This window comes from Rhizobium anhuiense bv. trifolii, assembly GCF_024346605.1.
GTDB classification, from domain to species: Bacteria; Pseudomonadota; Alphaproteobacteria; order Rhizobiales; family Rhizobiaceae; genus Rhizobium; species Rhizobium anhuiense.
The window spans coordinates 1768700-1790063 of the sequence record NZ_CP098803.1; the positions used below are offsets into that span (position 1 = coordinate 1768700).

Annotated in this window: 24 protein-coding genes; 4 read left to right on the forward strand and 20 right to left on the reverse strand. The window is 62.3% G+C overall.

Annotated features, from left to right (window positions below):
* Positions 1-54 precede the first annotated feature (54 nt).
* The 7 genes from NE851_RS17360 to NE851_RS17390 all read right to left on the reverse strand — a co-directional run bounded on the left by NE851_RS17360 (position 55) and on the right by NE851_RS17390 (position 4187).
* On the reverse strand, positions 55-585 hold the full coding sequence (locus NE851_RS17360; protein ID WP_047616271.1) for a tyrosine phosphatase family protein: 531 nt from the start codon (positions 583-585) through the stop codon (positions 55-57).
* Positions 582-1190 carry an HD domain-containing protein gene (locus NE851_RS17365; protein WP_047616273.1) on the reverse strand — a complete coding sequence of 203 codons (609 nt, stop codon included), beginning with the start codon at positions 1188-1190 and terminating at the stop codon, positions 582-584. The genes NE851_RS17360 and NE851_RS17365 overlap by 4 nt, the downstream gene beginning before the upstream one ends.
* The gene (ygfZ, locus tag NE851_RS17370; RefSeq protein WP_047616612.1) at positions 1187-2050 is read right to left on the reverse strand and encodes a CAF17-like 4Fe-4S cluster assembly/insertion protein YgfZ; all 864 of its coding nucleotides are present in this window, start codon (positions 2048-2050) and stop codon (positions 1187-1189) included. The genes NE851_RS17365 and ygfZ overlap by 4 nt, the downstream gene beginning before the upstream one ends.
* 100 nt (positions 2051-2150) lie before the next feature.
* A complete protein-coding gene (locus NE851_RS17375; RefSeq protein ID WP_097623037.1) occupies positions 2151-2909 on the reverse strand; it encodes a hypothetical protein in 759 nt (252 codons plus the stop codon).
* A 19-nt stretch (positions 2910-2928) separates the two neighbouring features.
* Positions 2929-3186, reverse strand: a complete 258-nt coding sequence (locus NE851_RS17380; RefSeq protein ID WP_047616277.1) for a hypothetical protein — start codon at positions 3184-3186, stop codon at positions 2929-2931.
* 103 nt (positions 3187-3289) lie between these two features.
* Entirely contained in the window at positions 3290-3736 is a 447-nt protein-coding gene (locus tag NE851_RS17385; RefSeq protein WP_063474246.1) for a TIGR02301 family protein, read from the reverse strand.
* A 34-nt stretch (positions 3737-3770) separates the two neighbouring features.
* Positions 3771-4187 (reverse strand): NUDIX hydrolase, encoded by a 417-nt coding sequence (locus NE851_RS17390; RefSeq protein WP_047616281.1) that lies wholly within the window; start codon positions 4185-4187, stop codon positions 3771-3773.
* Between the two features lie 71 nt (positions 4188-4258).
* Between NE851_RS17390 and NE851_RS17395 the strand changes: the two genes are divergently transcribed.
* Both NE851_RS17395 and NE851_RS17400 read left to right on the forward strand, forming a co-directional pair.
* A complete protein-coding gene (locus tag NE851_RS17395) occupies positions 4259-4579 on the forward strand; it encodes a YnfA family protein (protein WP_047616284.1) in 321 nt (106 codons plus the stop codon).
* 41 nt (positions 4580-4620) lie between these two features.
* A complete protein-coding gene (locus tag NE851_RS17400; RefSeq protein WP_047616286.1) occupies positions 4621-5385 on the forward strand; it encodes an SOS response-associated peptidase in 765 nt (254 codons plus the stop codon).
* A gap of 219 nt (positions 5386-5604) precedes the next feature.
* Here NE851_RS17400 and NE851_RS17405 read toward each other — a convergent pair whose 3' ends face one another.
* The 5 genes from NE851_RS17405 to NE851_RS17425 all read right to left on the reverse strand — a co-directional run bounded on the left by NE851_RS17405 (position 5605) and on the right by NE851_RS17425 (position 11925).
* Positions 5605-5751 carry a hypothetical protein gene (locus NE851_RS17405; RefSeq protein ID WP_164735938.1) on the reverse strand — a complete coding sequence of 49 codons (147 nt, stop codon included), beginning with the start codon at positions 5749-5751 and terminating at the stop codon, positions 5605-5607.
* Positions 5752-6061: 310 nt separating this feature from the next.
* Positions 6062-6907: a CDP-diacylglycerol--serine O-phosphatidyltransferase gene (gene pssA, locus NE851_RS17410; RefSeq protein WP_048338675.1), complete on the reverse strand. Its 846-nt coding sequence runs from the start codon at positions 6905-6907 to the stop codon at positions 6062-6064.
* A gap of 75 nt (positions 6908-6982) precedes the next feature.
* A complete protein-coding gene (locus NE851_RS17415) occupies positions 6983-7681 on the reverse strand; it encodes a phosphatidylserine decarboxylase (RefSeq protein ID WP_047616290.1) in 699 nt (232 codons plus the stop codon).
* Between the two features lie 134 nt (positions 7682-7815).
* Positions 7816-9693: an ABCB family ABC transporter ATP-binding protein/permease gene (locus NE851_RS17420; protein ID WP_047616292.1), complete on the reverse strand. Its 1878-nt coding sequence runs from the start codon at positions 9691-9693 to the stop codon at positions 7816-7818.
* A gap of 207 nt (positions 9694-9900) precedes the next feature.
* On the reverse strand, positions 9901-11925 hold the full coding sequence (locus tag NE851_RS17425) for a LysM peptidoglycan-binding domain-containing protein (RefSeq protein WP_097542972.1): 2025 nt from the start codon (positions 11923-11925) through the stop codon (positions 9901-9903).
* 154 nt (positions 11926-12079) lie between these two features.
* On the opposite strand from NE851_RS17425, the gene NE851_RS17430 reads away from it, so the two are divergent.
* The gene (locus NE851_RS17430) at positions 12080-12703 is read left to right on the forward strand and encodes an LOG family protein (protein ID WP_080759971.1); all 624 of its coding nucleotides are present in this window, start codon (positions 12080-12082) and stop codon (positions 12701-12703) included.
* Between the two features lie 106 nt (positions 12704-12809).
* On the opposite strand, the gene rarD is transcribed toward NE851_RS17430, so the two are convergent.
* From rarD to cysS, 7 genes are all read right to left on the reverse strand, one after another.
* The gene (rarD, locus tag NE851_RS17435) at positions 12810-13724 is read right to left on the reverse strand and encodes an EamA family transporter RarD (protein WP_097595046.1); all 915 of its coding nucleotides are present in this window, start codon (positions 13722-13724) and stop codon (positions 12810-12812) included.
* A 189-nt stretch (positions 13725-13913) separates the two neighbouring features.
* Positions 13914-15527, reverse strand: coding sequence for a citramalate synthase (gene cimA, locus NE851_RS17440; protein WP_047616297.1), 1614 nt, complete (start codon positions 15525-15527; stop codon positions 13914-13916).
* A gap of 163 nt (positions 15528-15690) precedes the next feature.
* On the reverse strand, positions 15691-16650 hold the full coding sequence (gene pip, locus NE851_RS17445; protein ID WP_028756966.1) for a prolyl aminopeptidase: 960 nt from the start codon (positions 16648-16650) through the stop codon (positions 15691-15693).
* Positions 16647-17123, reverse strand: a complete 477-nt coding sequence (locus tag NE851_RS17450) for a GFA family protein (RefSeq protein WP_028756965.1) — start codon at positions 17121-17123, stop codon at positions 16647-16649. The genes pip and NE851_RS17450 overlap by 4 nt, the downstream gene beginning before the upstream one ends.
* Complete coding sequence (locus NE851_RS17455; protein WP_028756964.1) at positions 17120-17608, reverse strand: GFA family protein; 489 nt, start codon at positions 17606-17608, stop codon at positions 17120-17122. Before NE851_RS17455 ends, NE851_RS17450 begins: the two co-directional genes overlap by 4 nt.
* Positions 17605-18081 (reverse strand): GFA family protein, encoded by a 477-nt coding sequence (locus NE851_RS17460; RefSeq protein WP_028756963.1) that lies wholly within the window; start codon positions 18079-18081, stop codon positions 17605-17607. The genes NE851_RS17455 and NE851_RS17460 overlap by 4 nt, the downstream gene beginning before the upstream one ends.
* Complete coding sequence (gene cysS, locus NE851_RS17465) at positions 18078-19469, reverse strand: cysteine--tRNA ligase (RefSeq protein WP_028756962.1); 1392 nt, start codon at positions 19467-19469, stop codon at positions 18078-18080. Before cysS ends, NE851_RS17460 begins: the two co-directional genes overlap by 4 nt.
* A 298-nt stretch (positions 19470-19767) precedes the next feature.
* Here cysS and NE851_RS17470 point away from each other — a divergent pair, with 298 nt between their 5' ends.
* The gene (locus tag NE851_RS17470; protein WP_028756961.1) at positions 19768-20517 is read left to right on the forward strand and encodes a glycoside hydrolase family 25 protein; all 750 of its coding nucleotides are present in this window, start codon (positions 19768-19770) and stop codon (positions 20515-20517) included.
* 25 nt (positions 20518-20542) lie between these two features.
* Here the strand turns inward: NE851_RS17470 and NE851_RS17475 are convergent, their stop codons facing one another.
* Positions 20543-21283 carry an SDR family NAD(P)-dependent oxidoreductase gene (locus NE851_RS17475; protein WP_028756960.1) on the reverse strand — a complete coding sequence of 247 codons (741 nt, stop codon included), beginning with the start codon at positions 21281-21283 and terminating at the stop codon, positions 20543-20545.
* Positions 21284-21364: the final 81 nt, after the last annotated feature.

Sequence of the window (21364 nt, forward strand, 5' to 3'; positions counted from 1 at the left end):
CTGGCCCTGTCGTTGTGCTTGGTCGGGGGCTAGATGGAGCGGCTAGCGGCAGCGTCAACCGCAGTAGGTGTCCCGGATATCAAGCACGAAGGGCGCATTGCCGTCGGCATCGGCGCCGCGGCCGATCGCCCGCACCGCCGCGACCAACCGGCCGCCGCGGTCAAGCAGCGCGTCACCGATCTCGACCAGCCGGGTATTCGGTGTTGCGAAAGGCGAGGCGGCCCGCAGCCGGCGGGCAAGCGTTTCCTCGCTCTGATCCGGTGCCAGCGACAGGGCGGCGATCAGGGCTGCGGCCGGCGATCGCGACACGCCCATCCAGCAATGGATGAGCAGCGGCGTCTCCTGCCGCCACGAGGCGGCAAAGTCGATAATCCCGCGCACATGCGTCTCGTCAGGCGCTACAAGATTGCCGGTGCCCTTGAAGGCGATGTCGTTCATACCGAGCGTCAGATGACGATCGGCCGCGATCACGCCCGGCCGGTGAAAGGCCTGCTCCTTGGCGATCAGGCTGATCATGTCGCGCGCCTTGTGGCGCACCGCCATTTCCGCAATGCGGGCCAGCGGCGAGACGACGATGAAGCTCACGATACCGTCTCCCGCTCGGCGTCGATCGCCGCGAAACGCTCGCAGAACAACCGCTGCGCTTCGATCGCCGGCAAGGGCTCGATCATCAGCATGTCCTTGCTGATGCCGCGTGGCTGGCCGAAGAATTTCTGCGCCTCGGCGGGCGTGAAGCCGGCAAGCACCGTCGCTTCGAAATAGGCGGCGATCGCGTCGGCCTTCTTGATCCGGTCCTTGAGGTCGCGCGAGGGGTGCGGTGGCAGGCCGAAGCGCAGGTGCACGGCGGCCTCCAATCGCTTTTCCACCGTCTTGTAGCCGCCGCCGACCACCGATTTGAACGGCGATATCATATCGCCGATCACATATTCGGGTGCATCATGCAACAGCGCCATCAGGCACTCCTGCGGCCGCGCGTCGTTGAAGCGGCGGAAAATATCCTCGACGACGAGACTGTGCTGGGCCACCGAAAAAGCATGATCGCCTGAGGTCTGGCCGTTCCAGCGGGCGACGCGCGCAAGGCCATGGGCGATGTCGGCGAGTTCGACGTCGAGCGGTGAGGGGTCGAGCAGGTCGAGCCTGCGCCCGGACAGCATGCGCTGCCAGGCACGCGGAGTTTTCGCCGTTGTCACGCGCTGGCCTCGTCGGCGCTGGTGGGAAAGACAAGGCCGGACCATGCCGGCAGGACGAGGGAAACAGGCGTTTCGCCGGCGAGCAGCGGCGTGCCTGCCGCCATCGCGGCGCCGGCGCGGTCGATGCGCACGATCGCAAGCCCATGGCCGCCTTCGACGGAGCCGAGCGTTCCCACGGGCTTGCCGGCGGCGGTGATCTCCGTCCCGGTCTCCGGCAAGGCTGTTGCGGCGGACACCGTGACGACGCGCCGGCGCGCGGTGCCGCGGTGCTGCATCCGCGAGACGACCTCCTGGCCGACATAGCAGCCTTTCCGGAAGGAGAGGCCGCCGTTGAAATCCATCAGCACGTCATGCGGGAAGGCGTCCTGCAAGGCGAAGTCCGATCCCGATGTAACGATGCCGTGGCTGATGCGCAGCGCGTCGTAGAGCGCTTCCTGGCCGTCGCCATGTTTGCCGGGACGTCGGATCAGCGTGACGCCGGCCTTGGCAAAGCGGCTATCCCGGACGCCTTGGCTGTCTCGGACGCCTTGGCTGCCGTCGGCATCCTCATCCCAGGAAACGGTGACGCCCTCTTCGGCACTCGGCGCAAGTGTGACGGCGGCGCGCAGCTTGTACATGGTCAGCCGCTTCAGCAGGCCGTCGCGCTGGCCGGCATCGGTTTCGATCCTGTAGCCGTCGCCGTCCTGCCAGATCATGAAGTCGAACAGGATCTTGCCCTGCGGTGTCAGCAGTGCCCCGGGCCGCGCCTCGTCGGCGCCGAGCGAGGTGATATCGGTGGTGATCAGGTTCTGCAGGAAGGATTGGGCTTCCGCACCGCTGACGAGAAGCAATGAGCGGTCTTTCAGGAATACGGCTGGCATGGCGGAACCTGTCGCGTTGGTCATCGCTCAGAGGTATGTCTTCATGAGGTGGATCGCAAGCGCCATGCGAGATGTGAAAGGCGCAAGTGAGACGGGGGTGTCAGTCGCCCGCCGTGAAGAATTTCCATTTGCCCGCAGGTGTGATGCCGAGGCGGTAGAAATTATATCCGCCGAACTCCTGCATGTCGGAGAGATCGCCGGCGGTGACGATGCGCAGCAGCTCGACGCGCTCCGGCGGCGTCAGCGACTTCAGATCCTTCTCGGCAAAATAGGGCCAGACATACATGTCGTCTGCTGTGCCCTGGCCGACATGCACGAAACCGGTCGAGACGATGTCGAGCATGATGGCAAGAATCTCGTCTCCGTCAGGATCGCCTGAAAGATCCTTCAGCGTGCCGATCGGATCGTCGGTCGGCTCGCCTACCGTCACCTGCGTCTGTTCGGCACCGGTGCCCATCAGCGGCCGCAGCCGTTCGAGATCGCCGGAGGCGGCCGCCTCGACGATCTGCTCACGCATTTTGCGAACCGGCTCCGGCACCTCGCCGATATCGTAGATCACCTCGACGGGCTTGGAAGCATCCTGGGCGCCGGGCGTCTTGTCGACACCCTGATTGTTCTGGCTGTTGACCAGCGGATCAGCCATCGGAACACCGGGAGTGGTCCCGCCTTGCGGCTGGCTCTGTCCCTGAGCGTTTCCCTGCGCGGGCGGAGTGTCGTTGGCCGCCTGGCCCGGGATCTTGTGCAGTTCGGAAAGCGCATAGGCTGCCGGCGCGAGGAAAACATTGCCGGCGGCGAGGCTGAACGCAAGCAGCACCGGCGCGAGGGGAGTTCGCGAAATTTTCTCTTTACCGGGGCGCATCAATCTCTCTGATTGGTAGTTATTGCAGGGTGCGGTTCGCGGAGAATTCGCCGGCAAGCATGCGCTCACGCAGCGAATCCAGCAGGGCTTCGGCACTGTTTTCCCCATGCAATCTGATCGTCTCGCGCAGCGCATGCGCAATGGCTGCATCAGCGATGATTTCAGGCTCGATTCCGTCGGCCATGCCGTCGGCCCAAGCCTCGTTCTGGTACTCCAGAGCCGCCTGCATCTTTTCGTGGACGATCATGTCGTCGATGTCGTTGAGGCTTGCTTCCATTGTTTTTTCCTCAGAACTTCTCATGTCTTACTGCACCGTTAACAACACTAACAGCCTTTTCCCAAAACGACACGTCCGCATGCGAAAACAGGTTAATTTAAGGTTAATTTCCAAAGCGCGAGGTAATTTCTGTGGCGAGTGTTGCACCTTCGTTACGGTAGCGCTCTTCTGCCACGATGGCCGCCGGGGTGCAATCCGTATAGACCGAGGCGAAGGTGCGATAGCCGCGATTGAAGGCCGCTGTGAGCTTTTCCCGGCGCTGCGGTTCGTTGCCGGTCTCCGAATCGAGCAGTTGCTGCATGCCGTCTCGCCACTCGTCGCCGCCCGCCGCCTTGCAGAGCGTTCTGAGATAATGCACCGATCCCAGCACTTCGGCGAGCCGCGCCAGCTTGTCATCATAGGGCACGGCTACAGCAGGCGGCGGCGCAATTTCCTCCTCCTGTGGAGGCGGCGTATTCTTGCCCTGCGCCATCGTGGGGCCGGCGAGCACGAGCAGGGCCAGGAAAACGCGTCGAACGGGAATCATGCTCGTAGTTGATACGCTGAGCATGACGGCAACAAGGCGTGCCTGAAAGTTTCCACTTCTATTCGCCGCCCGAAAGCCGCTCCGCGCATTCGAGCACGCTCTGCGGAACCGGCAGCCGCCGGATTTCCTCCACCGTGTACCAACCGAGGGCGGCCGCATCGTCGGCGGCTTCCGCCACCGCGTCGCGATCCGCGTCGACGCGAAAGACCGACAGCAGGAAATGGCTGTTGATGCTGCCGTCGGCCGCATGCGTCTTCAGGTCATAGGTCGAAAACAGCCGCGGATTGCGGGCGGAAATGCCGGTTTCCTCGCGGAATTCCCGCAATGCCGTTTCCTCCGGCGTTTCGCCGGGTTCGGCACGTCCGCCGGGAAAGGCATACATGTCGGCTGAAGGCGGGTTGCGTCGCAACACCAGAAGGAAGCGTCCGTCACGTTCGAGAATGGCGGCGGAGCCGGGTTTGGCGGTGGATGTCATCGGGCCTGCTCTTGCTGTGATCGCCCATCTTATCGGATGAAGAGTGCGACGGGGATTCGAAAGGTGCTTCCGTGACCTACATCATCTTTGCGTTTGCCGCTCTCTTCGAGATCGCTGGCTGCTTTGCCTTCTGGGCATGGCTGAAGCTCGAAAAGCCCGCTTGGTGGCTGGCGCCGGGCATGGTCTCCCTGGCGCTTTTCGCCTGGCTTCTGACGCTGGTTCCGAGCGAGGCCGCCGGCCGTACCTTCGCAGCCTATGGCGGCATCTACATCCTCGCCTCGCTGCTCTGGCTGTGGCTGGTTGAGAGCCGCGTGCCGGACCGTTACGACATCGGCGGCGCGCTGATCTGCCTTGCCGGCGCCAGCCTCATCCTCTTCGCGCCGAGAGGTTGAGGCGCCTTGACCGGACACGAGCTGGGTGCAAAAACACGCCGATGTGTGGACGTTTCTCCCTGACAAGCTCCCGCGCCGACCTGCGCGATTTCTTCTCCGGTCTCGATCTCGACGATTTTCCGGCGCGCTACAATATTGCGCCGACGCAGCCGATCCTCGTCGTCATCGCGGGCGAGGGCAGGGAGCAGGGCAGCAATCTGCCCGACCGGCGCGCCGTGCTCGTGCGCTGGGGCCTCACGCCGGGCTGGGTCAAGGACCCGAAGGATTTCCCGCTGCTGATCAATGCGCGCTCCGAAACCGCGATCGGCAAAGCCTCCTTCCGCGCCGCCATGCGCCATCGCCGCGTGCTCATTCCGGCCTCCGGCTTCTATGAATGGCATCGCCCGTCCAAGGAAAGCGGCGAGCGGCCGCAGGCCTACTGGATCAGGCCGCGCCAGGGCGGGGTCATCGCCTTTGCCGGGCTGATGGAGACATGGTCCTCGGCCGACGGCTCCGAGGTCGATACCGGCGCGATCCTGACGACATCGGCCAATTCAGGCATATCGGCGATCCACGATCGCATGCCTGTCGTCATCAGACCTGAGGATTTCTCGCGCTGGCTCGATTGCAAGACGCAGGAACCACGCGACGTGGCCGACCTGATGCAGCCCGTTCAGGATGATTTTTTTGAGGCCGTCCCGGTCTCCGACAAGGTCAACAAGGTTGCCAATATGGGGCCGGACCTGCAGCAGCCGGTCGTCATCGAAAAGCCGCTGAGGGCGCCCGAGAAGCAAAAGCCGGAAGACGGCCAACTCAGCTTCTTCTGAACGATATCCTAAGATGTTCAGGGCCGCCGGCGGCCTATCGGCGCCGACGTCTCACATCAGCGGCGGCGTCGCGTCGGCCATCAGGTTTTTCGGGTTGTGCTTATGTCGCCAGAGCGTTGTTAGGAGATTTCCGGCGATCGCCTCGTCATTCACTTCGTCAGCGGTGCCTAACGCATGTAACCCGAAAGCACGCATGATCCCAATTTGAAGTCTTCCGCCTCAAGCGGATTTCTTGACGCTGGTCGGCTTATGCTTTGCCATCAGCGATGCTGCGGCAACAGCCTTCAGGCCGACGGGGCGATAGTTGGCGGCGAGGTCTGGCTTGGACGCCTGCTGTTCGCCGGTACTGCTCTTCTTCGAAGTCACGATACTCTCCTTACGTGGTTCTTCCCTGGGTATTTTATGGTTTGATGTTTGGTCACGAATAGCGACAAAACGGGGGCGTAGCTTATCAGGATTTGTAAACGCCGACCATAATTCGCGAGGCTTAACTGAAGCCTACGTTGGTTAATACTTACTGAAGGGAGCGGTTCCAATAAAAGCGCGAAAGCGGTTTTCTGGGGAAAAGCGCGCAACGGTTTTCACCGGGATAAAGCGCCTGCTTTCCCGGGGATAGCTGAGAATGAAGGAAAAGAAGCATTTCCGTCATTTGGAGAAATCCGGAAATGCTCGAAGATCAGATGTGCCGGCCGATATCGTCGTCGCCGACGCCGGGTTCCTCGATCGTCAGGGTCCCGTATTTCCGCTGCCATTTCCGTGCGCCGAAGGGAAGCGAAACGAGGTAGGCGGCAACGGTAAAGACCATTACCTCCCAGGTGTAGCTCATTAGCAGCGCCACATAGAGCACGACGCCGAGCATCATCGGCAGCACGAGATCGCGCCGCAGACGGTTGCCTTCCGATTTGCCCGACCAGACCGGCAGCCGGCTGATCAGCAGGAAGGCGATCAGCACCGTGTAGATCGACGAGAGATAGGCGAAGGTGCGGTCCGTTGCCAGTCCGAGGAAGCCGAGATAGACCGGCAGCAGCACCAGCATGGCGCCGGCCGGCGCCGGCACGCCGACGAAATATTCCGATTGCCAGCTCGCCTTGTTCTCGCGTTCTGACATGACGTTGAAGCGGGCAAGGCGAAGTCCGGCGGCGATCGCATAGATCAGGGCGGCGATCCAGCCGAGCGAACGCGCCTGGTCGAGGGCGAAGACATAGACGACGAGGGCGGGCGCGACGCCGAAATTGACGATGTCGGCAAGCGAATCCATCTGCGCGCCGAACTTCGAGGTCGCCTTCATCAGCCGCGCCACGCGCCCGTCGATGCCATCGAGGAAGGCGGCGAGCAGCACCATGGCGACGGCGAGCTCGTAACGATTCTCGAAAGCCAGCCGGATGCCGGTCAACCCGGCGCAGATCGCCAGAATGGTGATGAGGTTCGGAAAGACGAGCCGGAGCGGGATTTCGCGCAGACGCGGGCCGCGGGCGGAATCATCCGGCCCATTGGGCTCGAAAGGCGGAAAAGGCGTTTCCATATCGCGTTCCAATCGTTCCTAAAGCAATTCCAGCAAGGCTGCCCAGCGGTCGCTTCCGTGAAAAGCTGAACCGCTTTAGCTGCGGCGGCTGATGACAGGACCCTTGGCGGAGGCGAATTCGGCAATCACGGTTTCGCCGGCAACCGCCGTCTGGCCGAGCGAGACGCGTGGTGCCGCACCGGCGGGCAGGAACACGTCGAGTCGCGAGCCGAAACGGATCAGCCCGAAGCGCTCGCCGGCATCCACCGGCTCGTTCGGGTTCGCCCAGCAGAGGATGCGCCGCGCCACCAGGCCGGCAATCTGCACGACGCCGATCTGGCCGTGGCGGGTTTCGATCACCAGTCCGTTGCGCTCATTGTCCTCGCTCGCCTTGTCGAGTTCGGCGTTGACGAAGCTGCCGGGGCGGTAGTTGATGCTGACGATCCGCCCCCGCATTGGCGCCCGGTTCACATGGCAATTGAAGACGTTCATGAAGACCGAGATGCGCAGCATCGGCTCGGAGCCGAGGTCGAGCTCGGCCGGCGGCGTCACCATCTGGATCGCCGAGACCTTGCCGTCGGCAGGAGAGATCACCAGATCGTCGTCCTGCGGGGTCACGCGCTCCGGATCGCGGAAGAAATAGGCGCACCACAGCGTGAAGATCATGCCGATCCAGAAGAGCGGCTTGAAGATCCAGCCCAAGACCAGCGATGCGACGAAGAAGGCGGCAACGAAGGGATAACCCTCCTTGTGCACGGGGACGATCGTGTTGCGAACCGTGTTGAACAGGCTCATGCTGCCGGTCTCCTTGCGTTGTCGTTTTTTGCTGGTTAGCGAAAAACCGTCTCCGGGGCAATGCTGTGGCCCTGGCCCCGGTTCCCATGCCGGGGTTCTGAACAACAAAAGCCGGCCGGCGCCGGTTTCCAGGTTCAGCTTGCCGGAGCAAGCCGCGTGATCACGCCCATGTCGTCGCTTTCGCGCACTTGCTTCAGATGTTCCTCCGCCTGTGTCGCCTCGCGCTGGCGGTTCCACATCGAGGCATAGAGGCCGTTCCTTTCGAGGAGGGCGGCATGTGTGCCGCGCTCGGCGATCTCGCCGCTTTTGAGCACGATGATTTCATCGGCGCTGATGACCGTCGAAAGACGGTGGGCGATAACAAGCGTCGTGCGGTTCTTCGAGACCACGTCGAGCGCCGTCTGGATCTCCCGCTCCGTCGTCGTGTCGAGCGCCGACGTCGCCTCGTCGAGGATCAGGATCGGCGGCGCCTTGAGGATGGTGCGGGCGATTGCCACCCGCTGCTTCTCGCCGCCGGAAAGTTTGAGCCCACGCTCGCCGACCTTGGTTTCGAACCCCTCGGGCAGCGTTTCGATGAAATGCGCGATCTGCGCCACCTCGGCCGCCGCAAAGACCTCGCCGTCGCTGGCCGATGTGCGGCCATAGCGGATGTTGTAGGCGACCGTGTCGTTGAAGAGCACCGTATCCTGCGGCACCATGCCGATATGAGAGCGCAGGCTCTTCTGCGTCACCGTGCGGATATCCTGGCCGTCGACGGTGATCGCGCCGCTCTGAATATCGTAGAAACGATAGAGCAGCCGTGACAGCGTCGATTTGCCGGCACCCGACGGACCGACGACGGCGACCGTCTTGCCGGCCGGCACCTCGAAGGAAATGCCCTTCAGGATCGGACGGGCCGGGTCGTAGGCGAAGTGCACGTCCTTGAAAGAGATTGCGCCCTGGCCGATCCTGAGCTCGCTCGCATCGGGTGCGTCTTTGACCTCGGACTTCACCTCGAGCAGGTCGAACATCTGCTCGATGTCGGTCAGCCCCTGGCGAATTTCGCGGTAGACGAAGCCGATGAAGTTGAGCGGCACGGAAAGCTGCAGCAGCATCGAATTGACGAAGACGAAATCGCCGACCGTCTGCTCGCCGCGCTGCACCGCCAGTGCCGACAGCACCAGCATGATGGTCGTGCCGATGCCGAAGATGACGCCCTGGCCGAAGTTCAGCCAGCCGAGCGAGGTCCAGACATCGGTCGCCGCCTTTTCGTAGCGTTCCATCGATTTGTCGAAGCGCTTTGCCTCCATTTCCTCATTGCCGAAATATTTGACGGTCTCGAAATTGAGGAGGGAGTCGATCGCCTTGGTGTTGGCGTCGGTATCGCTGTCGTTCATCGACCGGCGGATGGCGATGCGCCAGTCGGATGCGCGGATCGTGAACCAGATATAGGCCCAGACGGTGAAGGCGGTGACGGCGAGATAGGAGAAACCGTAACCCCACCAGAAGATCACCGCCGTCAGCAGGAATTCGATGACGGTCGGGACCGAATTGAGGATCGTGAAGCGTACGATCGTCTCGATGCCCTTGGTGCCGCGCTCGATGATGCGCGAAAGCCCGCCGGTCTTGCGCTCGAGATGGAAGCGCAGCGACAGTTCGTGCATGTGCACGAAGGTCCTGTAGGCGAGTTGGCGCACCGCATGTTGCCCGACGCTGGCAAAGAGCGCGTCGCGCAGCTGGTTGAGGCCGAGCTGGATCAGCCGGGTGATGTTGTAGGCGATGACAAGGGCGATGGCGCCGGCAAAGAGCGGCGGCACGGAGCCGGCAAGATCCATCCTGCCGTTCAGCGCATCGGTCGACCACTTGAAGAAATAGGGAACCAGCAGCAATACGAATTTGGAGATCAGCAGGTAGACCGAGGCCCAGACGACGCGCATCTTGAGGTCGCTTCGGCCGGCCGGCCACATATAGGGCCAGAGGTTGAGAAGTGTGCGCAGCAGATTGGATTCCGAGACTGTCTTGCCGTTTGCCATGCTTATCTCCAGCCCGGACGAAATGTACCGTCGTAGCGGCGCTTCGATGCCGGCAAAGCGCGGAATCGGAATGTGCCTGAAGGCGTTTCCCACAACCCGCAGCCGCCAGATAGGGTGCCGCGCGGACGAATACAACACGTGCGGGCTTCAGGAAAAGAGAAGCCGGGCGGGTTATCCCGCCCGGCCTCGTCATGTTGTTGTTGGAGCTTAGAGCCGCTGACCGGAAAGACGCTTGCGGTGCAGCTCTTCGGCATTCGGCAACACATCTTTCGGCAGGCCGAAGATCTGGCCGGGGCGGATGCGATCGGGATTGATGATCTTGTCTTCGTTGGCGATGTAGATCGTCGTGTAACGCACGCCGAGGCCGTAGGTGCGGCGTGAGATCTGCCACAGCGTGTCGCCGCGGCGAATGATGACCGCCGCGTTGTTTGCCGTCAGCGGCGCCTGTTCGATCGTCTTCGGCTCATTGCTGCCGATATCGTTTGCAGTGGGTGCCGCCGGAGCGGGTGCAGCGGTGAGTTCGGCAATCATGCCGCCCAGCCTGTCGAGTGCGGCGCCGACGGACTTCGCATCCCCGGGCAGGCTTTGCAGCAGCTTCAGCGCATTGCCGGCGACCTGCGACGAAGAGCCGGAGGCTTGTTTGAAGGCGTCCGGGGCATCGGCCGCCGGGCGGAAGTCGGCGACGGAGCGCAACGCGAATTCCGTTGCCGAGCGCGCCGCCGCAAGCTGTTCGGCGCCAGGCAGCTTGCCGTCGGCAAACAGCCCCTTCAGCAGCCCGAACGCCTTGCCGGCCTCGGCCTTGAGCTTGCCGAGCTCGCCTTCGTCGAGCGGCACCATCGAAGAGGCGCCACTCGCATCGGCCGGGACCGATTGCGCCGCGACCCTCACCTGATCGCCGGCCGGGCGATTGAAATTCACCGCCGCGCGCACGATCACTTTCCCTGTGGGGTCGACGACATCGACGCGGATTTTGTGGTCGCCGACCGAAAGCGCCACCACGCCGTCGATGACGAAATGACCGTCGGTGCCGGCCGTGTCCTGGCCGATGAGGTTGTCGTCTGCATAGCCGATGACCTTGGCATTGGAGCGCGTCGTGCCGGCAATGAAGATCTTGTTGCCCTCGATCTCGACGGCATTGACCATCACATCGGGCGCAGTCGTCTTGTCAGGTGCGGCCGTGCCGGGAGTGGCCGGTGCCGTATCCGTGCCGCCGGAGGTGTCGGTGACACCAGGCGTCTGCAGCGCCAGGTCGCCGGTCGGCGCAGCCGCGGTTTCGCCCGCCGGCTTGTCCGCAGGCGGCGCCGCCGGATTGGAGGCATCGGCGACTTCGGTTCCGGCCTTCGGCGCGGTGATGATCCGGCTCGCCGCGCCGGGTTTGGAGACCATGGCGAGCAGATTGGCGCCATTGCCGTCCTTCGGCACGGATATGGTCGCGACCTCTTCGGAAAGCGTGCTCTTGCCGTCCTTGTCCGTGAATTTGAGCACGAGCTGGTGGTCGCCGGCTGGAAGCGGATCGTCGAGGACGGCGGCAAAATCGCCGCTCGCATCGACATTGGCCGTCGTCACCACCTTTTCGCCGTCGAGCACCTCGAGTTTGCCGTTCGGTTCGGCGGAGCCGGCAATCACCGTCGAGCCGTCGGGTTCGACGCGCAAGACGTCGAAAGCCGGAAGCTTCGGTCCGGTATTCGCCGCCGCATTATTCGCAGTTGGGGCGGGCTCGGGCGCACCGGTCAGCGCGGCCTCGGCCCTGGCGATCGCGGCAGACGCATCGGCGATGTTCTCTGGCAGCGACTGAACGATGGCGAGCGCCTTTGCGCCGCCGTCCTTGGCCTTGGCGGCAAGGGTCTGGGTCGCGGGATCGAGACCCTCGGGGATGGCAAAATCGGCAAGTGCCGTCAATGCATTGACGGCCTTGGTCTTGGCGGCGGTGAAGGCATCGATGGCGGGGCCTTTGCCATCGGCGAACAGCGCCTTGAGCTCGCTGAGCGACACGCCGGCATCGGCCGAAAGACGACCCACCTTATCGGCGACCGCAGCCGTGTCGGCGATGGTGGAGCGTGATGTCTTTGCCGCCTCGTTGACCGTGTTCTTGAGCTCCGTGCTTGCCTGGTTGATGGCGTCGCCGACCTTGGTTGCATCGCCGCCGATGCGCGGCATGACGAAAAACACCATCAATAGGATTGCGATTACGAGGACTGCAAGAGCCAGCAAGCCGGCACGGTTCTTCATCATTATGTCTCCCAAGGCGGCAATTTGCCGTAGTAACCAAAATTGCTAGCGATTCCCGTTGCTTTTCACAAGCATTCAAAGCAATTAGGCAAGCTAGGCATGCTGCTTTTCAGTCAATTTTCTTGACTGCATTGAAATGGAATAGTTGTTTGCCTCTATGACCGAACAATCTGTATCGATTCGATCCATCTGCGTTTACTGCGGCTCAAGGCCGGGACGCGATCCTTCCCACATGGCGGCCGGGCGTGCTCTCGGAAGAGAGATCGCCGAATACGGCCTGCGCCTCGTCTATGGCGGGGGTACCAAAGGCATCATGGGCGCGGTTGCGAGCGGTGTTCTTTCAGGCGGCGGTCAGGTGACGGGCATCATTCCCGAATTCCTGATCGATATGGAAGCGACTCGCCACTCGCTCGGTCAGCTCAACGAACTCATTGTAACCCCTGACATGCATGCGCGCAAACACACCATGTTCGAGCGCTCCGATGCTTTCGTCGCTTTGCCCGGCGGCATCGGGACGCTGGAGGAGATCGTCGAGATCATGACCTGGGCGCAGCTCGGCCGCCACGAGAAGCCGATGGTCTTCGCCAACATCAACGGTTTCTGGGATCCGATGATGGAACTGATGCGCCATATGACCGAAGAGGGCTTCCTGCACACCGCCCACCGGGTTCAGCCGCTCGTCGTCGACGAGATCTCCGGCATCATCCCGGCGATCATGGCCCAGGCAGCCCAGCTCGCCGCCGATCGTGACGGCGAGGAGGACGTGATTTCGAAGATGTAGGGTTTCAATGCAGGTCGCCCCAGCGGTTTTGGGACAACGGCATGCATAGAACAAAGACCTGAAGCGCGTCGCGTGACTCCGGTTTGACGCGACGCCCTTTGGCGCTTCAGCGTCCGCGGCTCCCCTTCAGCATCGACCAGCTATAGAGGAACAGCCCCGCCCAGATCAGCGGGAAGGCGATCATGCGCGCCGTGCCGAGTGGCTCGTGGAAGACGAAAACCGCGATCAGGAAGATCATTGTCGGCGCGATATACTGCATGATGCCGATCGTCGAGAGCTTCAGGAGCTTGGCGCCGTTCGCATAGATCATCAGCGGCACGGCGGTGATGACGCCGCAGCCGAGCAGCAGGGTCGTGTCGGCAAGGCCGGTGCGGTAGAGATGACCCTGGCCGCTGCCGAATTCGAGATAGAGGATGTAGAGCAGGGCCGGGCCGCTGAGGATCAGCACTTCGAGGAAGAAGCCCTGGTTCGGCCCGAGCGGCAGCGTCTTGCGCAGCAGGGCATAAAAACCCCAGCTGATTGCCAGCGTCAGCGCCACCCACGGGATGCCGCCGCTATCCAGCGCGAGAACGGCGACGGCGAGGGCTGCCAGTCCGATCGCCGCCATCTGCAGCGGCTGCAGCTTTTCCTTGAGGATCACCGCGCCGAGAAAGATGCTGAACAGCGGATTGATGAAATAGCCAAGCGCCGCATCGAGCGAATGGCCGGCGCCGATCGCCCAGACATAGGTGCCCCAGTTGACGGTGATCAGCGACGCCGTCAGCGCCCCCATCGCCAGCATGCGCGGCGAGCGGAGCGCGGCACGGATATCCCCGGTGCGTCCGAGCACGACCAGCACTAGGCCTGCCAGCGGCAGCGACCAGACGATGCGATGGGCGATCACCTCGGCCGGCGAAATATGCGCCACCGCCTTCATGTAGATCGGCAGGAAGCCCCAGAGCAGATAGGCCGTCAGCGCGAAGGCGAACCCGCGCGGACTGTCTTCGTTCTTGGCCAACGGAAGGGATGCATCGGTCGACATCGGTGTTTCCATCTTTGTTCTTCTTCTGATCCGGCCTAGCTTAAGCGCCGTGAATAGGCCAATTCATTTCGTTGAATGAAGGGTGAGAAGATCTGAAGCGCAAGACGCCGGCCGGCATTGGCCGCGGCGACGCCCGAAGGGGACGAACGGTATTTAGATGGGTCTTGTCGCCGAACCGGCGGAATAGACTTATTCCGCCGCGATCTTGCCCGCCAGCTGCCGGTTCTTCATCAGCTTATAGATGACTGAATCCATCAGCGCCTGGAACGAAGCGTCGATGATGTTCTCCGAGACGCCGACCGTCCACCAGCGCACGCCGTCGCTGTCGGTGGATTCGATCAGCACGCGGGTGATCGCCTCCGTGCCGCCATTGAGGATACGCACCTTGAAATCGGCGAGCACCAGATCGTCGATCTCGTGCTGGTACTTGCCGAAATCCTTGCGCAGCGCGAGGTCGAGCGCGTTGACGGGACCTTCGGCATCGGCAACCGACATCAGCGTTTGGCCGTCGATGGTAATCTTGACCACCGCTTCCGAGACGATCTTCACACGGCCAAGACTGTCGAAGCGGCGCTCGATCATGACGCGGAAGCCGTCGATGGTGAAGAATTCGGGGATCGTGCCGAGCGTGCGGCGCGCCAGCAGCTCGAAGCTCGCATCCGCGCCCTCATAGGCATAGCCCGTCGCCTCGCGTTCCTTGACGATCGAGATCAGCAGGTCGAGCTTCGGATCGTCCTTGGCGACCTCGATGCCGCGCCGTTTCAACGCATTGATGAAGTTTGCCTTGCCGCCCTGGTCCGACACCATGACCTTGCGGAAATTGCCGACGCTTTCCGGCGGCACATGTTCATAGGTGCGCGGATCCTTGAGCAGCGCCGAGGCGTGGATGCCGGCCTTGGTGGCGAAGGCGGAAGCGCCGACATAGGGCATCTGGTGATCGGGCGAGCGGTTGAGCAACTCGTCGAAGGCATGCGAGAGCCGGGTGAGGTTGAGCAGCCGCTCCTCGTCAATCGCCGTTTCGAAACGTGTATTGTAGGCGCTCTTCAGCGCCAAGGTCGGGATCAGTGTCACCAGATTGGCATTGCCGCAGCGCTCGCCGATGCCGTTCAGCGTGCCCTGGATCTGCCGGACGCCGGCTTCGACTGCGGCAAGCGAATTGGCGACCGCCTGGCCGGTGTCGTTATGTGCATGGATTCCAAGACAGTGGCCGGGAACACCCGAGGCGATCACCGCCTCGACGATCGCCCGCACCTCCGGGGGCTGCGTGCCGCCATTGGTATCGCAGAGCACGACCCAGCGTGCGCCGCTCTCATAGGCCGTCTTGGCGCAGGCGAGCGCATAGGCCGGATTGGCCTTGAAGCCGTCGAAGAAATGCTCGCAATCGACGATCGCCTCCTTGCCGGCGCCGACCGCCGCTTTGACGCTTTCGCCGATGCATTCGAGGTTTTCTTCATTGGTGCAGCCGAGCGCCACCGCGACGTGATAGTCCCAGCTCTTGGCGACGAAACAGATGGCGTCGCTCTTGGCCTGCAAGAGCCCCGCAATGCCGGGATCGTTGGACACCGAAATGCCTGCCCGTTTCGTCATGCCGAAGGCGACGAAACTGGCCCGGCTGGTGCGCTTCTCGCCGAAGAAGGCAGTATCCGTCGGATTGGCGCCGGGATATCCGCCCTCGACATAATCAAGGCCGAACTCGTCCAGCATGGCGGCGATCGCAATCTTATCCTCGACGGAGAAATCGATGCCGGGCGTCTGCTGCCCGTCCCGGAGCGTCGTGTCAAAGAGATAGATGCGTTCTTTCATGTCGTTTCCTCCCGCCAAGCGGGTGTTGTTTCTGTCGTGCGGATGCCCCCTCATCCGCGCTACGGGCACCTTCTCTCCGAGGGGAGAAGGGTAGCCACGTCGTTCGCCTTGTCCCCTCTCCCCTCGGGGAGAGGGTTAGGGTGAGGGGGCTTCACGGTGTGGCTTATGCCTTCCCGGCAAACTGATCCGTCGCCCGGATCAGCCGATCGAGAATCCCGGGCTCCGAATAGGCATGGCCCGCACCCTCGATCAGATGGAACTCCGCCTTCGGCCAGGCCTTGTGCAACTGCCAGGCATATCTAGCCGGGCAGGGCATGTCGTAGCGGCCATGCACGATGACGCCGGGAATATCCTTGAGCCTGCCGGCATCGCGGATCAGCTGTCCCTCGTCCATCCAGCCGGCATTGACGAAGAAATGGTTCTCGATGCGCGCAAAGGCATAGGCGAATTCCGGCTCCTCGAACTTGCCGCTCGTCGAAGGTTCGGGCAGCAGCGTGATCGTTTCGCCTTCCCAGATACTCCAGGCCTGCGCGGCCTCGAGGCGCACCTTCCTATCCTCGTGCGTCAGGCGGCGATGATAGGCATGCATCATCTCATGCCGCTCTTCCGGCGGAATGGGAGCGATGAAGCGCTCCCACTTATCCGGGAACATTTCTGAGACGCCGAATTGATAGTACCAGTCGAGCTCGGCCTTGGTCAGCGTGTAGATACCGCGCAGGATGAGCTCGGACACGTGCTGCGGATGCGTCTCGGCATAGGCGAGCGCCAGCGTAGAACCCCAGGAGCCGCCGAACACCTGCCAGCTGTCGACGCCGGCCATTTCGCGCAGCCGCTCGATATCGGCGACGAGGTGCCAGGTCGTGTTGGCATTGAGATCCGCATGCGGCGTCGACCTGCCGCAACCGCGCTGGTCGAACAGCATGACGTCGTAAAGCGCGGGATCGAAAAGCCGGCGGTGTGCGGGCGAAAAACCGCCGCCCGGACCGCCATGGAGGAAGACGGCGGGCTTGGCGCCAGGCGTACCGGAGCGCTCCCAATAGATCACATGGCCATCGCCGACATCGAGATGGCCGGACGCATAGGGTTCGATTTCCGGATAGAGCGTGCGCAGGATCTCGGTCATATCTTCACGCCTTTCGCGGGCCAGACTTCTGTGTCGTGATCGGGATGCTGGAAGGAGATGATCGCCTCCTGCCGGGCGTAGAAATCCTGATCCTTCAGCACCGGCGCCTTGAAGATTTCCTCGACCCAGGGCAGGCGGGCCTCGTAGTTGACCTGGATCAGCGGTGCGAGGTCGCTGCGGTCGTCGAAGGTGCCGATCGCAAGCTCCAGTCCGCCCGGATGACGATAGGTCATCGGGGTGCCGCAATTGCTGCAGAAGCCGCGATCGATATTGACCGAGGACTGGAAGTAGCTCGGCTCACCGCGCGTCCACTCCATACCTTCCTCAGGCGCGGTGACGAGCGCCGAGAAAAAGCCGCCGAACTGCTTCTGGCACATGCGGCAATGGCAGATCGAGGGACGCCCCAACTTGCCTGAGATGCGGAAGCGCACGGCGCCGCACTGGCATCCGCCTGTCTTGATCGTGTCCGTCATGAGGTCTCTCCGAAAGGCCAGCTTTTCGTGTCGTGGTCGGGGTGCTGATGATTGCTCGCCGCGATCGCGTTCTCGCGGTCGGGCGTCTCAGGCTCCGGTTCGAGCGGCAGGCCGTCCAGCGCATGAAACCAGGACATCTTCTGGCCGGTATTCGATTGCGCCACCGGCCTGACCGCGTCGGGCTCGTCGAGCGAGCCGAGCGCGAGGTTGATGAAGTCTTCGCCCGGAATGTCGTAGAACAGCGGCGTGCCGCAATCGCCGCAGAAACCGCGCCGCACCAGATCCGAGGACTGGAACCATTTTGGCGCGCCGCGCGTCATGGTGAAATCGCTGCGCTTCACGCCGGCCAGCGGCATGAAATAATTGCCGGCCGCCTTCTGACACATCCGGCAATGGCAAAGATGGGGATAGCCGAGTTCGCCTTTGGCACGGTAACGCACCGCCCCGCACTGGCACCCGCCGCTTTTGTCCGTTCCCGTCGTCATCCGAGCTCCTTGGGGGGCCATGCCTGCGTCTCATGATCTGGATGCTGGTAGGAGACAAGCTCGAGCAGGAAGGGAGCGGCTTGCACATCCTCCTCCGTCCTGTGCCCAGGCAATTCGTGCAGATGATCGACGAAACCGATCTTGCCCTCGACGCCGAATTGGACCAGCGGCGGAAACGCCGAAGGATCGTCGAAGGCGCCCGCGGCAATCGCCATTCCATCCGGCGCTTCGTAGGTGAGCGGCGTGCCGCAATCGCCGCAGAAGCCGCGCTCGACGAAATTGGAAGAGCGAAATCTTTTCCGCTCTCCGCGGGTCCATTCGAAATTGGCACCGCGCACCGAGACCAGCGGCGCATAATAAGCCCCGAACGCCTTCTGGCACATGCGGCAATGACAGATCGACGAATCCTTGATGTCCCCGCTGACCCGGAAACGGATCGCCCCGCATTGGCAGCCGCCGGTGTAGGTGGTCATCTCTTGACCTCCCACGTCGTCACGCGCTCGCCTGTCACCGGATCCTTGCCGTCTTTCAGCTGGATACCCTTTGCCGTCAATTCGTCGCGGATCTTGTCGGCCTCGGTGAAGTTCTTCGCCTTCAGCATTTCGAGACGCATGGCGACCAGCGCATCGATCGCCGATGCGACGGCTTCGTCGATCTCCGTCTTTTTCGGCAGCAGGCCCAGAAGGTCGGCCGTTGCCGCAAAGGTGGCGCCCACGGCGGGATCCGTATGGGCGGCCTGCGCCAGTGCATGCAATGCCTGCACCGCCGCCACCGTGTTGAGATCGTCCGCCAGCGCATTCAGCACGCTTTCATCGGGCGCCGCATCGCCGGCATCTGTTGCCGGCCATTTGGCGAGCAGGCGTTCGGCCTCTTCCAGTCGCTTGATCGAGAAATCGATCGGCTCGCGGTAATGCGTCATCAGCATGGCAAGGCGCAGCACCTGGCCCGGCCATTGGCGGCCGCCGAAAGTTTCCGTGTGCAGCAATTCGTGGATGGTGACGAAATTGCCTTCGGATTTCGACATCTTGCGGCCTTCGACCTGCAGGAAGCCGTTATGCATCCAGACATTCGCCATCACTTGGGTATCATGGGCGCAGCGCGACTGGGCGATCTCGTTTTCATGATGCGGGAAGATCAGGTCCAGCCCGCCGCCGTGAATGTCGAAGACATCGCCGAGATAACGCTTGCTCATCGCCGAGCATTCGATGTGCCATCCAGGCCGGCCGCGGCCCCACGGGCTCTCCCAGCCGGGCTCGTTGTGGCTCGACAGTTTCCAGAGCACGAAATCGCTCGGGTTCTTCTTATGCGCGTCGACGGCGATGCGCGCACCTGCCTGCTGCTCGTCGAGCGGACGCTTCGAGAGCTGACCGTAATCCGCCATGGATTTGGTGTCGAACAGCACTTCGCCCGATGCGACATAGGCATGGCCGTTACCGATCAGCTTCTCGATGATCTCGATCATCTCGGCGATGTTGTCGGTGGCGCGCGGTTCGAAATCCGGCTCCAGGCAGCCGAGTTCGGCGACATCGGCGTGAAATTGCGTTTCGGTCTTTTCGGTGACCGCGCGGATCGCCTCATTGAGCGGCAGGCCCGGGTGGTCCCGAAGTGCGCGCGCATTAATCTTGTCGTCGACGTCGGTGATGTTGCGGGCGTAAATGACGTGGTCTTTGCCGTAGACATGACGCAGCAGCCGGAACAGCACATCGAAGACGATGACCGGCCGGGCATTGCCGATATGAGCGAAGTCATAGACGGTCGGCCCGCAGACATACATGCGGACAGCGTCGGGATCGATCGGCGAAAACACCGATTTTTCCCGTGTCAGCGTGTTGTACAGCTTCAGTTCCGGCGTCGCGTCCATTCCACTCTCCCAAAGGCACGATCAGAAAAATAATGCGACCGGCGGACCGGGGCGTTTCGCATCTTGACTATTTGGGAGACGAAAACGGCCGGGCCAGCGCTCGCGCTAGCGAATAATCTTCCGGCAGATAATGCAGATAACCGTTTTCATGGCGGGTTTTATGGCCCGGTTCGCGCTTCCGGTCAAGGGGGACGAAGAGCGATCGGCGGCAACAGGATCCATCCATCCGATTCTGCCATTTTCGCGGCGCAAATCTCGCATAGCCAGATGAGAAGCTGTCGAAAATTGGGGGGAAGGGATGCGGAAACTGGCTCGATCGACGATCGGAGCAACTGCAATTCTGGTGGTCGCATTCGCGGCATATCTGGCATACGATTTCGGGATGCTTCGCTTCAACAATCCCTCTCTCGACAGCTATCCGATCCAAGGCATCGATGTCAGCCATCACCAGGGTGATATCGATTGGAAGGCGGTCGCTACGCAGGCGAATGTCCGCTTCGCCTTCATGAAGGCGACCGAAGGGGGAGATCATCGGGATTCCAAATTCGCCGACAACTGGCAGCGCGCCAGAGATGCCGGCGTGGTCAGGGGCGCTTATCATTTCTTCACCTTCTGCCGCCCGGGCAGGGATCAGGCGCAGAATGTCCTGGCGACCGTGCCGAAGGAGCAGGGAACCCTGCCCATCGCCGTCGATCTGGAGTTTGTCGGCAATTGCAACAGAGTCCCGACGCTCGAGGAAATGGCGGCCGAGGTGAGCGCCTTCTTCGCCGAACTGAAAGTCACCTTTCCCGAAAAGCCTATCTTTTACGTCACGCAGGAATTCTTCGATCAATATCTGAAAGGCAATGAATCCCGCTTCCCCGATCATTACCTGTGGCTGCGAAGCGTGTTCAGGGAGCCGAGGCAGGAAGAATGCAGCCGTTGGTCGATCTGGCAATTTGCCGATAACGGCACATTGGACGGCATTCAGGGACCGGTGGATCTCAACGTCCTATGCCCGTCGGAAACGGGCCTGGCGCATCTGTTCCCGGCCGTTGCTGCGAAGTGAGACGTCTATAGCGCCGCGCGTCTTTCTATTCCGGCAGCCGGTAATCGACGAGCTTGTTTTCCCGCACCATAAACAGTTTGCCCGTCTCCGTTACTCCGGGACCGAGCAACGGCAGGATCGCCTTCGCCACTTCGGATGGATGCGGCAATGTCTGCGGATCTTCGCCGGGGACCGCCTGCGCCCGCATCGCGGTGCGTGTCGCGCCGGGATCGACGCTGGTGATCCGCAGCGGTGTGCTTTGACTTTCGCCCGCCCATGTGCGCGCCAGCGCCTCGACGGCGGCCTTGGAGGCAGAATAGGCGCCCCAGAAGGGGCGGCATTTATGGGCAGCGCCTGAAGACAGGATGACCGCTCGGCCGGCATCGGAACGGGCGAGCAGCGGATCGACCGAGCGGATCAGCCGCCATGTCGCGGTGACGTTGATGCTCATCACCTTCTCGAACACTTTCGCTTCGATATGGCCGATCGGCGAAATGACGCCGAGCACGCCGGCATTGGCGACGAGGATGTCGAGCTTGCCCCAGCGCTCGAAGATCGAGCCGCCAAGCGCATCGATCGCATTCATGTCGGCAAGGTCGAAGGGCACGAGCGTCGCCGTGCCGCCGACGGCCTTGATCGCATCGTCGAGATCCTCGAGCCCGCCGACCGTGCGGGCGCAGGCAATCACATGGGCGCCGGCTTTGGCCAGTTCCAGCGCCGTGAAATAGCCGATGCCGCGCGACGCGCCGGTGACGAGTGCGATCTTGCCCTCAAGATTGATGTTCATGATGTCGTATTCCCCGACGAAGGGAGAGGGGTGCGGTGAACCCCTCCAGGATGGATGATAGGAAAGCCGGCCCCGGTCAGC